10 protein-coding genes are annotated in these 11876 nt (G+C 67.3%); 8 read left to right on the top strand and 2 right to left on the bottom strand.

From position 1 onward, the window contains the following. Positions 1-2: 2 nt before the first annotated feature. The 4 genes from nrfD (at position 3) to AAF604_18015 (ending at position 6739) form a co-directional block, all read left to right on the top strand. On the top strand, positions 3-797 hold the full coding sequence (gene nrfD, locus AAF604_18000; protein ID MEM7051566.1) for an NrfD/PsrC family molybdoenzyme membrane anchor subunit: 795 nt from the start codon (positions 3-5) through the stop codon (positions 795-797). After that, complete coding sequence (locus AAF604_18005) at positions 787-3516, top strand: molybdopterin-dependent oxidoreductase (GenBank protein ID MEM7051567.1); 2730 nt, start codon at positions 787-789, stop codon at positions 3514-3516. Before nrfD ends, AAF604_18005 begins: the two co-directional genes overlap by 11 nt. Then, positions 3513-4040 (top strand): molecular chaperone TorD family protein, encoded by a 528-nt coding sequence (locus AAF604_18010; protein ID MEM7051568.1) that lies wholly within the window; start codon positions 3513-3515, stop codon positions 4038-4040. The genes AAF604_18005 and AAF604_18010 overlap by 4 nt, the downstream gene beginning before the upstream one ends. Positions 4041-4447: 407 nt before the next feature. Then, positions 4448-6739, top strand: coding sequence for a carboxypeptidase-like regulatory domain-containing protein (locus AAF604_18015; protein MEM7051569.1), 2292 nt, complete (start codon positions 4448-4450; stop codon positions 6737-6739). A 38-nt stretch (positions 6740-6777) separates the two neighbouring features. Here AAF604_18015 and AAF604_18020 read toward each other — a convergent pair whose 3' ends face one another. Continuing rightward, positions 6778-7245 carry a hypothetical protein gene (locus AAF604_18020; protein ID MEM7051570.1) on the bottom strand — a complete coding sequence of 156 codons (468 nt, stop codon included), beginning with the start codon at positions 7243-7245 and terminating at the stop codon, positions 6778-6780. A gap of 179 nt (positions 7246-7424) precedes the next feature. On the opposite strand from AAF604_18020, the gene AAF604_18025 reads away from it, so the two are divergent. The 4 genes from AAF604_18025 (at position 7425) to AAF604_18040 (ending at position 11449) form a co-directional block, all read left to right on the top strand. Then, entirely contained in the window at positions 7425-7619 is a 195-nt protein-coding gene (locus tag AAF604_18025) for a hypothetical protein (protein ID MEM7051571.1), read from the top strand. Beyond that, complete coding sequence (locus AAF604_18030) at positions 7616-9067, top strand: sodium:solute symporter family protein (GenBank protein MEM7051572.1); 1452 nt, start codon at positions 7616-7618, stop codon at positions 9065-9067. Before AAF604_18025 ends, AAF604_18030 begins: the two co-directional genes overlap by 4 nt. Before the next feature lie 67 nt (positions 9068-9134). Beyond that, on the top strand, positions 9135-10940 hold the full coding sequence (locus AAF604_18035) for a M3 family oligoendopeptidase (protein ID MEM7051573.1): 1806 nt from the start codon (positions 9135-9137) through the stop codon (positions 10938-10940). Beyond that, positions 10940-11449, top strand: a complete 510-nt coding sequence (locus tag AAF604_18040) for a methylated-DNA--[protein]-cysteine S-methyltransferase (protein ID MEM7051574.1) — start codon at positions 10940-10942, stop codon at positions 11447-11449. The genes AAF604_18035 and AAF604_18040 overlap by 1 nt, the downstream gene beginning before the upstream one ends. Positions 11450-11471: 22 nt before the next feature. Here the strand turns inward: AAF604_18040 and AAF604_18045 are convergent, their stop codons facing one another. Further along, on the bottom strand, positions 11472-11837 hold the full coding sequence (locus tag AAF604_18045) for a DUF1304 domain-containing protein (protein ID MEM7051575.1): 366 nt from the start codon (positions 11835-11837) through the stop codon (positions 11472-11474). Positions 11838-11876: the final 39 nt, after the last annotated feature.

The following is an 11876-nucleotide window of genomic DNA, read 5'->3' on the forward strand; positions in this document are numbered from 1 at the left end:
CCATGCTGCTGCACGAGATGCCCTTTGGTTGGCCCGTCGTCGCCTACCTGAGCTGCGCCGGCCTCGCCGCCGGAGCCGCCCTGGGGGCCGCCCTCGACCTGCGCGGCGAGCATCGCCGACGGGCCCAGCACGGCTATCTGGTGGCCTCCGTCGCCATTCTGATCGGCGCCCTGTTTCTGATCGTCGACCTCGAGAAGCCGGCCTCCTTCGCGGCCGTGCTCCTGCACTTCAACCCGGCGTCCGCCATCTCCTGGGGGGCTCGGGCGCTTCCGCTCTTCGCCCTGAGCTGCCTGTTCGCCGGTTGGTTGCTGCGTCGCGACCGGCGCCACGCCCGCCCCTTCCAGGCCGTCGCCACCGGCCTCGGACTCTTCATCGCCGCCTATCCCGGGGTCGTGCTCTACCAAGCCTTGGGCCGACCGCTGTGGCACAACCCGATTCTCGTCCCGCTGCTCTTCGTCTCGGCGCTGCACATGGGACTCGCGGCGCGCCGCTGGATCGGCTCACGAAGCTCTCTCGCGGGAGAAGGCTGGCTGCTCGGCCTACAGCTCACCTTGCTCGTCGCCTGGCTGATCACCGCGAGCGGCCAGGCACCGGGAGCCGTGGTCCGGTTGACCGCCGGGTCCTTGGCTCCTTGGCTGTGGGTCGGTGTCGTCGCCGTCGGCTTGATCACTCCCTGGTGGGCAATCCGCCACCGGGGAGCTCAGCGCTTCGCCCTCGGCATCGCGCCGATCCTCGGCGGCATCGCCTTGCGCGCCATCGTGATCCTCGGGGGACAGGGGGTCGACGGTGTCGCCTGAAGATCGCCCCAGCCGCCAGCCTCGCCAGGAGGATTCGTCCGCCAAAGGTCTGTCGCGCCGGGACTTCGTGCGTCTCGCCGGCGGCGTCTCCTTCGGTCTCGCCACCGGTGCCCTCTCGCTGCCGATCCTCAAGCGCCTGGCCGACGGAGGGCCGCAGAGGGCTGCGGCCCCGGCCGGCAAGATCGACTACACCCGCGCCACGGCCAAGCCCACCATCTGCTTCGGCTGCACCACCCATTGCGGAGTCATCGGATGGGTCCAGGACGGCCGAGTCCGCCGCATCGAGGGCAATCCCCTCGACCCGAATAGCAAGGGAAAGATCTGCGCCAAGGCCAACGGCATGATCGCCTACACCTACTACCCAGAGCGCCTGCTCTACCCCCTCGAGCGGGTCGGTCGGCGCGGCGAGGGGCGCTGGAAGCGCATCACCTGGGATCAGGCGCTCGACAAGATCGCCGATCGCCTACGCCCGCTGCGCGAGAACGGCACCCCGGAGCGGTTCGTGTTTCAGTATGGCCGCGACAAGACCAAGGGCTTCACCAGCAGGTTCACCAACGCCTTCGGCACGCCCAATCGCCTCAACCGGCGCTCGATCTGTAGCTCCAACCGCCGGGTGCCGCTGATGAGCTTCTACGGTCGGGATTTCGAGTGGGAGACTCAGGACTTCGAAGAGACTCGCTTCATTCTCAACTTCGGCGGCAATCCGATGGAGGCCTATCAAGGGGGCTTCTACATGATGCCCCGGATCCAGCAAGCGCGGGTCGATCACGGCGCCCGCATGGTGACCTTCGAGGTCCGGCCATCGGCGACCGCGTCGGTGTCGGACGAGTACTTCCAGATCGCCCCCGCCACCGATGGCGTCGTCGCCCTCGCGATGGCCAATGTCCTGATCGAAGAGGACCTCGTCGACCACCAATTCTGGAGCCGTTGGGTCAACGTCTCGCTGGCCGAGGTGCACGACCACATCGCCCATTTCACGCCACCGGTCGCCGCCGCCCACAGCGGTATACCGGCCGAGGACATCCGGCGCCTCGCCATCGAGTTCGGCAAGGCGGCTCCGCGTTGCTGCACCCTGTCGAACCGGGGCTCCGCCAAGCACTACAACGGCGTCCAGACGGACCGCGCGATTCGCCTTCTCGACGTGCTGGTCGGCAATGTCGGCAAGCCCGGGGGCTTCTGCCTCTCCACCCTGCGGGGCTGGAACCGACGCTACGGCCAGGACGATCTTCCGGTGATCTCTCAGCCGGCGCCGAAGCCCCCGAAGCCGCAGCCCTGGAAGCCCGGAACGAGGCAGTTCGAGAGCCTCCCCGAGGCCGTGCAGCGGCGTGTCGCGGCGTTCCCGGAGGAGTGGCAGAACACGTATTTCGGAGAGCTTGCGACGCCCTCCGAGTTCCCCCTGTCATGGCACTGGTACAACATGCGGGTCGGCCAGCTAGTTCCGGACTATATTCGCCAGGGCGTCCAACCGGTCGACGTCTTCATGTCCTACAGCCTCGGGGCCGCCTACAGCTTTCCGGAGGCCGGTGATGTGCGCGAGGTCTTCCTCGACGAAGGCCTCATCCCGTTCCACGTCGCCATCGACATCGGCTACGGCGAGCAAACGGCCCTGGCGGACATCGTCCTGCCGGACGCCACCAGCCTGGAGCGCTGGGATGCTCACTCGACCAACAACTATGGACTGGTGCCCTACACCGGGATTCGCCAGCCCCTGGTCGAGCCCCTCGGCGAAGCTCGCCCACTGCAGATCATCCTGCGCGACCTGGCGCGCCGCATCGGCGGCGGCATGGAGCAGTACTTCGACTTCGAGGACGTCGAGGACTACTACCGGGAGTGGTACTCGCAGGTGCCGATCGCTTGGGAAGAGCTCAAGCGTCGGGGTATCTGGCAGCCACCGGGCCGCGCCAAGGACTACGAGCTCTACGAGCGCCCGGTGGCGGCGGAGAAGCTCGCCGACAGCCGAGTCGATCCGGCCACCGGCTTGGTCTATGACCGCCGCGGCGGCAAGGAGAAGGTGGTCGGCATCGAGCAAGACGGCCGACCGGTTCAGGGTTTCCCGACGCCGTCGCGCAAGATCCAAGTTCTCGACGAGATCTTCCCCCGTGCCGCCGCCAAGCTCGGCATACCTCTCGACGATCCGGTCGCCGACCCTCTGCCGAGCTGGTTCCCGGTCCCCGGCCTCGAGGGACTGCCGAAGGACCGCTTGATCCTGACCTCCTTCAAGTGGAACGTTCACACCCAAGGAAGGTCGAGCCACCTGAAGTATCAGGCCGAGATCGTGCACACCAATCCCCTCTTCATGAGCCCCGAAACCGGACGACGGCTGGGACTGGAGAGCGGCGACGAGGTCGAGGTGACCGTCTACCGCCCCCAGGGCCGCACCTATCGCGCCGGCGAGACGGAGCCCGTCGGTAGCTTTCGCAACCAGGTGCGCCTGCTGGCCGGCGTTCACCCCCAGGTCATCGCCTGCGCCCACCACGGCGGTCACTGGGAGCACGGCGCCGTCGCCCGCGGCGAACATCGCCAGAGCCCGGTCGCCGCCGTCGCCGGGGACCCCCAGGCCCTCGCCGATCGCGACCTGCCGGCGAACATCTGGTGGTCCCGGGAGCGGGGAGGAACCGGGACCGGACACCGGCTCAACGACGCCCTACCAATCAACCCGTCGCCGATGGTGGGAGGCCAGAACTGGTACGACAACGTGTGCAGCCTGCGCAAGGTGTGATCGCCGAAATCGCGCCCCTCCTAGGGCGCCTGCTGTTGGCCGAGATCGATGCCCCTCTGATGGCGCTCCTCAGCCACCCCGATGTCGCCGCGGTGCTCGACCAGGCGGAGCCCGGTTGCGGCGCCTGGTTGGAGAACGAGCACGACCTCGACGAGCTGGCGGCGGACTATTGCGATCTTTTCGTACTGCCCGGTGGGCTGGCGCCGGTGGCGGGAGCCTGGGCCGAGGGCGTCGATCGCCAGGACTTTCTCCACCGCCTGGCGATGGTCTTTCCCTTCGAAAGCGAGATCGCGAGCTCCTTCGAGACCCCCGCGGATCACTTCGGTCGCCTGCTCACCGTTCTCGGCCGAGCGACCTCCCCGGACGCTTCCTGGAGCTCTCCGCTGATCGACCTGGTGGGGCCACCGATGGCGGCCTTCGGTGAGGCCCTGGCCAACCACCCCACGATCCCGCCTTACCGCGCCTGCGGTCGCCTGCTGATGGCCCTCCTGCCGCCGCAGGGGAGCTCCGGCCGCGCCCTCTGACCTCCCCGGCCGACGCCGCGGCGCGAGCGCCGGCCCTGCCGCTGTCCTCACTCGGGCTCCCCCTTCGGGCCGTTCGAACCCGATCTCGTCGACGACGAGGGCGAGTTCGCTGTCTGCGAATCCCCCCGCAAGCTGATTCGTCCGCCAGGGTGACTCAGAAGCGCGAAACCGCCGGCCCGGAGCTGCGCCGGCGAAGAGGTAAGAATAGGCGGCGCGCTCGAGTTCGAGGTAGGACTGCTTGGACATGCTATGGTTCGTTATTACTTAAAATTCACTTGACCGCGCGGCCGTAACGAAGATCCCGGCACCAGCGTCGACCGTAGTCCGCGCTGGACCCGGGCCGACTGGCGCTGCACGACCTCCGGTGGAGGCTGTCCCAGCATCGTGATCGAAGGAGAAGAACCGGAGTGCCAAGACCTTTGCCCATCGGGTTCGCCCTCGTCTTCGCCCTTCTGTTGGGCGCGGACACCTGGGCCGACATCCAGGGATCTTCGCCGCTCCCGGTGATGCTGCAGGCTTCCGCGGCCGACGGCGCGGCTCTCGGTCCGGGCAGGTTCCTTCTCCAATCGCTGTCCGATGACGCAGCGCCGAGCGCCACGGTGGCGTGGACCGCAACACCCGGCGAATCCCGCTCCCAAACCCAGCTCGAGCTGCCGCATCGCTCTCGCTGGCGAGTCTGCATCGAGGTCGACGGACAGTGGGCCCCCTGCCGAGAGCTGACCGTCACCAAGGGCGCGACTCTCGACTTTCGGACCTGGCCAACCAACGCCATTCAGGGCACTTTTCGAGCCACCGATCCGGCCCGGGCGCCGCCGGAGCAACTCACCCTGCACTTCGCCCCCGCCGCCGCTTCCGGCCAGGCCCCTTTTGCACGCTCTTCGGTTTCCTGTGACGTGGACGGCTTGCGCTGGCGTTGCCACGTTCCAGCCCTGGCCTTGGACCTCGAGCTTCGCCCACAGGGCTTTGTTCCGATCTATCGATTCGGTATCGACGTCCCGGCGACCGGCGATTTCGTCCTCGGCAGCCTTGACCTGCAGCGTGGAGCGAGTCTGGTTGCCCGAGTCGAGGCGGAGGACGGCGCCATGCTCAGCGACCGGGGCCGCGGTCGCCTGGTGCCCTTCGTCCCAGGACAACGGCAGAGGAATCTGGCAGACCGCCTCTCCCGAAGCGTCGCCGAAGCGACGATCCAAGGCGATGGTTTCTTGCAGCTCGCGGCCCTGCCGGCCGGGGTCTATGCCCTGGAAGTCACCCATCCCGGCTTCGCACCAACGATCGAGTACCCCATCGAGCTCTGGCCTGAGACGGAAGTGCGGTGGCGCGATCCGGTGGTCCTGAACCGGCCCCTGGACCTCGCGGTGGAGATCTCACCGTCGAGCGACTGGCGGGGACACCCTTGGCGGCTGCAGCTCTCCCGCGTCTCCGAGCTGACCGGAGCCGATACGGAGGCGATGGTCTTCGATGGCCTCGTCGATGAATCGGGCAGCGTGCGGATTGCAGGCCAGGCCGCTGGCCGCTATTCGCTGCAGGTCTTCGACTCCGCGGGAAATCCTCTCTATGGCGAGCTCGATCGCCGAGTGTCGGGGGCCGCCGACGCCAAGATCGCCATCGCTCTCGATCTGGTGATGGTTCGAGGGCAGGTTCGCTACCGCGACGAGCCGGTCCTGGGCAAGGTCTGGTTCGGCGGACGACACGGCGCCGTCCGCAGCGCCATGGCGACCTCGGCGGAAGGCGACTTCCTCGGCGTCCTGTCACACCCCGGCTGGTGGACCATCGATGTCGAGGTTCCAGTGCTCGGAAGCTCCCGCTTGCGCAGCCGGGTGCTGGTCGAACCCGATTCGAGCGGTGACGCCGAGGTCGTCGTCGAGCTCCCGGACACCGAGCTCGCCGGCCGCGTCGTCGACCCCGCAGGGCAGCCCATCGGCGATGCCGATGTCCTTCTGCTCACCGCTGCCGGCAGCCTGCGATCACGCACCGACGCCGACGGAAAGTTCAGCTTTCGCGCCTTTGAGGGCGGCACCGTCACCCTCCTCGCCCGATCGGTCCAGGGAGAGACAGAACGGGTCAGCAACTCGCTCGACCTGGAGGTTTCCGAAGGGATGCAGGCGGGTCCCTTCGATCTCGTCCTCGAAACCGTGGAGACCTTCGCCGGCAAGATCGTCTCCGAGGGAGGTCCGGTCGCCGGCGCAATGGTGGAGTTGATTTCCATCGATCCCGCGATCGCCGCCTACTCGGAAGCACGGACCGACATCGAGGGGCGCTTCGAGGTTCGTCTCAGGCCTGAGATCGATCATCTCCGCATCATCGTCAGCCCGCCCGGACACGCCCTGAAAGGGGTCGAGGTGCCGCTACGCCGGCCGCTCCATCTGCGCATCCCCACCGCCGGCGGAACCCTCGCCATCCGGTGGACCGGGGAAGACTCTCACGCCGCGAAATCGCCTTCGAGACTGCAGGTCGAGCAGGACGGTATCGCCCTTTCGCCTCACCTTCTCTGGGCTTGGGCACGGGGCCATGGGGGGCGCGGCAATCCGCGCGCAGGGCTGGTCACGATCCCCCGATTGGCACCCGGCTTCTATCGCGTCTGTGAGCTCACGGTCGAGCTTTCCGACGACCGTGGATCGTCATCCCCGAACTGCGCTGGAGGGTATCTCGACGCCGGCGGCTCTCTCGAGCTCGAACTCGCCTCCTCCGGCGTCGAATAGTCGCGCCGCGGCCCGCTTCCGGCCACCACTCTCGGGAGCTACTCGCTCCAGGACACCCGGCCGCGAACCATGCCGCCACAGCCGCCTTCGGCGAAGGGCTTCATGCAACCCCCGGCGGTGTAGCAGACCCGACCGGAGAAGCCGTCCGGGTTGATGGTGGTGATCCAGTCCTTGACCTTCTCACGCACCTGCTCGGCGTCGTAGCCATGCTCGGCGATCAGCTTGTTGGAGAGGCCCCAGATGGTCAGGGACATGTTGCAAGGGCAGCAGCAGGTGTAGGCCGTGTTGTCGCTGCAACAGGGGGCCGGAAGGGCCTCGAGAGCCTCTTTCTTGATCGCTTCCTGGGCCGCCGTCAGCTTGATCGAGCTCTCCCAGCCGATGAACTGCTGCGACAGGGCCTTGGGATCGTCGAACGGGATCGGATCGCCGGCACCGAAGAAGGGTTGAATGGCGAATCCGGCGCCGACCAGCACGCCGAGAACCAGGACGATGGCAGCTTTCTTCATCAGCCTTCCTCGCTATCGAGTCCTACGGAATTGATGGACAGCTTCTTCGCAACTTGCAGAGATCGCAACCGATCGCCGCGCCGAACTATTTCGCGCCGCGCCAACTCTCGGCTATCGCAGGACATTCTATCGCCAAGCAGGCGGCGGCCACCGCCGCTCCTGGTATGGTCGCCGCCACGATGAAGACGAATCACCTGGTGGCCTGGTCGGGCCTCGCCGTTCTCCTCGTCCTGCACCTCGATTTCTGGCGTCCCCAAAGACCCCAGCTCTGGCTCGGCTGGATCCCCGAAGAGCTCGCCTGGCGCCTCGGTTGGCTGGCCCTGGCGAGCCTCTACCTGTGGTTCTTCACCCGCTTCGTCTGGAGGGACGAATGAGCACCGCGGCGGTTCAACTGGCGATTGCCGCCGGCATCTACATCGGCGTCGTGCTGGTGCTCGGCTTGATCGCCACGCGGCGCGCCGGCAAGTCGCCGGAGGAGTACTTCCTCGCCGGCCGCAAGCTCGGCCCGGTGGTGCTCTTCATGTCCCTCTTCGGCACCAACAACACCTCCTTCGTGCTGGTCGGCATTCCCGGTCTGGCCTACCTGCTGGGGATCGGCGTCTTCGGCCTCAACGCCCCCATCGTCGCCCTCGGGATTCCGCTCACCTTCTGGGCCATCGGCTCCCCGGCGCGGCGCCTCGCCGCCCAGCACGGCGCCCTCACCCCGGCGGAGCTCTACTCGCGCCATCTGGGCTCGAAGACGGTCGGCTTCGCCCTCTTCGCCCTCTTCACCCTCTACACCGTGCCCTACATGGTGCAGGCGGTGAAGAGCGCCGCCCTGATCCTCTCCCAGTCGAGCGACGGCGCTCTGCCGGTGGCCGCCGCCGCCCTCGGCGTGGTGTTGGTGGCCCTGGTCTACACCAGCCTCGGAGGGATGCGCGCCACCGCCTGGACGAACGTCTTCCAAGGCGCCGTCTTTCTGGTCTTCATGGTCGCCGCCTTCTTTCTGATGTCCCACTCCCTCGGCGGCCTGACGGCGGCCATGGAGAAGGTGCGCGACACCAATCCCGACCTCCTGGTGGTCGGCAGCGGAGGCCTGTTCGCCCCGCGTGCCTGGGCCTCCTGGGGGCTGGTGATCTCGCTCACCGTGGTGGCCTTCCCCCACATGCTGGTGCGGCTGATGGCCGCCGACCAGGAACGCACCCTGAGACAGGTGTGCCGCTACTACCCCATCGCCCTCGGCATTCTGTGGGTGCCGGCGGTGCTCATCGGGGTGTGGGGAGCGGCCGCCTTCCCGGGCCTCGAGAACTCCGACCAGATCTTCCATCTGATGACCGCCAACCATCTGCCGGCGGTCCTCGGCTCGCTCGGCTTCCTGGCCGTCCTGGCGGCGGTGATGTCGACCCTCGACGCCCAGATCCTGACCCTCAGCTCGATGGTGGTGCGCGATGTCCTCGAGCCCGCCTTGGGCCGCCGCCTCCGTTCCGAGGTGTGGAGCGGACGACTGTTCTCGGCCGCCGTCGGCGCCGTCGTCTTCGTCCTCGCGGTGACCTGGGACGAGTCCGTCTTCGGCATCTCGCGCAAGGCCTTCGAGGGCTACCTGACGCTCTTCCCCACCCTCTTGCTGGGCGTGCGCTGGCAGCGCTTCACCGCCGCCGGCGCCCTCGCCTCCCTGGCGGCGGGCAATCTGGTGCTCTTCCTGGGCTGGACCGGCAGTCTCCCGCTCGGCGGTTTCCTGCCGCCTTTCTGGGCTCTGGTGGCGGGCTTTGTGGCCGGTATCGGCGTCAGCCTGATCAGCTCCCCGGCGCGCCCTGCCCAGAACCCCGAGGGTCGGCTACAATAGGCGATCGGGCCACTCGGGACCCACGAATCCTTCAGCGAGTCTTCCTCCTCGACCCTCGAGGTTCACGATGACGATTACCGAAACTCCTCAGGTAGCCTCCGAATACCAGCTCTCCGGTTGGGATCTCTCCGAGCTCTTGCCGGACACGGCGAGCGACGAAGTCGATCGCCGAATCGCCGACCTCGAGGCCGCCGTCCAGGCCTTCGAAGGTCGCCGCGACGGCCTCCAGCCGACCATGGATCGCCAGCAGTTCCTGGCCACGGTGCAGGCCTTCGAAGGCATCTTCGAGCAGTTCGACACCCTCCTCGGCTACGCCTCCCTGTGGTTCTCGGCGGACACCCAGTCGCGCGCCGCCCAGAGCTTTCGCAACCGCATCGACCAGGTGGTCACCGGCTTGCACAACCGCATCCTGTTCTTCGAGGTGTGGTGGAAGTCCCTCGACGACGCGGCCGCCGAGGCCCTGCTGCCGACGGTCGACGAGCACGCCGACCACCGCCACTTCCTGTCGGACCTGCGGCGCGCCAAGCCATTCACCCTGGCGGAGACCTCGGAGCAGCTTGTCAACCTCAAGGACAGCAATGGCATCGAGGCGGTGATGACCCTCTACTCGATGCTCACCAACCGCCTCGAGTACCACCTCGACGTCGACGGTGAAGAGCAGGTTCTGACCCGCGACGCCCTGATGGGCTACGTCTACTCGCCGCGGCCGGAGCTCCGCGAGGCGGCCTATCGCGAGCTCTACCGGACCTATGAGCGCGAGGCCACGATCCTCGGTCAGATCTACATCAACCGAGTGCGCGACTGGTCCGCCGAGAATCTCGACCTGCGCGGCTTCGCCTCCCCCATCGCGGTCCGCAACCTGCGCAACGACATTCCCGACCAGGCGGTCGAGGTCCTGCTCGAGGTGGCGGCCGAGAACGCCCACATCTTCCGCCGCTACTTCCGCATGAAGGCCGGCTGGCTCGGGCTCGAGCGCCTGCGTCGCTACGATCTCTACGCCCCGATCACACCGTCCGACCGCGAGATCTCCTACCAGGACGCGGTGAGCTCCGTGCTGGCGACCTTCCGCCAGTTCCACCCCACCGTCGCCGACCTGGCGGAGCGCGTCTTCCGCGACAACCACATCGACAGCGAGATTCGCAAAGGCAAGCGTGGCGGCGCCTTCTGCTCCACCGTTCTGCCGCGCTTCACCCCATGGGTGCTGGTCAACTACAACGGCCGGGTGCGCGACGTCGCCACCCTCGCCCACGAGCTCGGCCACGCCGTCCACAGCATGCTGGCGGAGCACCACTCGTGCTTCACCCAGCACGCCTCCTTGCCGCTGGCGGAGACCGCCTCGGTATTCGCCGAGATGCTGATGACGGACCGCCTGCTGCGTGCCGAGCAGGACCCCCTGGCCCGCCGCGAGCTATTGGCTTCGGCCCTCGATGACTTCTATGCCACGGTGATGCGCCAGGCCTACTTCGTTCGCTTCGAGATCGCCGCCCACGAGGCGGTCCGGTCGGGGGCTTCCGTCGACGAGCTCAACAACCTCTACATGGCGGGGCTCGAGCACCAGTTCGGCGACAGCATCGAGGTGGCGTCGGAGTTCCAGTACGAGTGGCTGAGCATTCCCCACATTTTCCACACGCCCTTCTACTGTTATGCCTACAGCTTCGGGCAGCTGCTGGTGCTCTCTCTCTACCGGCGCTATCTCGAAGAGGGCGAGGCCTTCAAGCCCGGCTACCTCAAGCTGCTGTCCTACGGCGGCTCGGCGCGACCGGAGGAAATCCTGACGGAGGCCGGCATCGACATGACCGATGCCGATTTCTGGCGCGGAGGATTCCGTCTGGTGGAGGACCGGGTCGACGAGCTGGCCGCCCTCGAAAGCTGATGGAGCCCCTCGCCGAGGGCCGCATTGAAACGCCCCTCGGTCCGATGGTGGCACTCGCCGACGACGACCGGCTCTATCTATTGGAGTTTGCGGACCGCGCCGTTCTGCAAAGCCAAATTCGCCGCCTCGTCCGACTCACGGGCCGCCAGCATCGACCGGGCGACAGCCCGGTCTTCGACCGCCTTTCGAAGGAGCTGGAGGAATACTTCGGCGGCCGGCGGCGGACCTTCTCGGTGCCCCTCGCGATGCCCGGCACCGCCTTCCAGCGCTCCGTCTGGGAGCAGCTCCTCGCCATTCCGCCGGGGCGAACCAGCACCTACGGCGAGATCGCGCGACACCTCGGCAAGCCGCAAGCGACCCGCGCCGTGGGCAAGGCCAACGGCGACAATCGCCTGACCATCCTGGTGCCCTGCCATCGCCTGGTGGGACAGAACGGCAGCCTGACCGGCTACGGCGGCGGTCTGTGGCGCAAGCGCTTCCTCCTCGAGCACGAGAGCAAGCCGAGGTAAGGACCGGATCCTCAACGACCTGCTAAGGCAGCAGCAACCGGCAGGCGAGGGCGAGGAGTGCCGGCAACCCCTGGACGAACAGAATGCGGCGGTTGACGGTGGCACCGCCGAAAATCGCCGCCACCACCACACAGGCGAGAAAGAACAGCTGAATCTGGGCCCCGACCGCCGGCGACGGATGGAGCAAGCCCCAGATCAAGCCGGCCGCCAGAAAGCCGTTGTAGAGCCCCTGGTTGGCGGCCAGAGCTTTCGATGCTTCGGCGAACTCGCGGGTGGTTCCGAAGATCCTTCGGCCCCGCGGGCTGGTCCACTGGAACATCTCGAGAACGAGGAAATAGAGATGCTCGATCGCGACCAACGCGACCAGAGCTTTGCAGGCGACTTCCATGGGGCCCCCTTGGTGACGATCAGAGAAACGTCCCCGAGA

This window comes from Acidobacteriota bacterium (genome assembly GCA_039028635.1).
GTDB lineage: Bacteria > Acidobacteriota > Thermoanaerobaculia > Multivoradales > JBCCEF01 > JBCCEF01.

Excerpts from the sequence above, each read along its gene's own strand:
- nrfD (MEM7051566.1), top strand. The coding sequence starts at position 3 with ATGCTGCTGCACGAGATGCCCTTTGGTTGGCCCGTCGTCGCCTACCTG.
- AAF604_18020 (MEM7051570.1), bottom strand. The coding sequence starts at position 7,245 with ATGAAGAAAGCTGCCATCGTCCTGGTTCTCGGCGTGCTGGTCGGCGCC.
- AAF604_18025 (MEM7051571.1), top strand. The coding sequence starts at position 7,425 with ATGAAGACGAATCACCTGGTGGCCTGGTCGGGCCTCGCCGTTCTCCTC.
- AAF604_18030 (MEM7051572.1), top strand. The coding sequence starts at position 7,616 with ATGAGCACCGCGGCGGTTCAACTGGCGATTGCCGCCGGCATCTACATC.
- AAF604_18035 (MEM7051573.1), top strand. The coding sequence starts at position 9,135 with ATGACGATTACCGAAACTCCTCAGGTAGCCTCCGAATACCAGCTCTCC.
- AAF604_18040 (MEM7051574.1), top strand. The coding sequence starts at position 10,940 with ATGGAGCCCCTCGCCGAGGGCCGCATTGAAACGCCCCTCGGTCCGATG.
- AAF604_18045 (MEM7051575.1), bottom strand. The coding sequence starts at position 11,837 with ATGGAAGTCGCCTGCAAAGCTCTGGTCGCGTTGGTCGCGATCGAGCAT.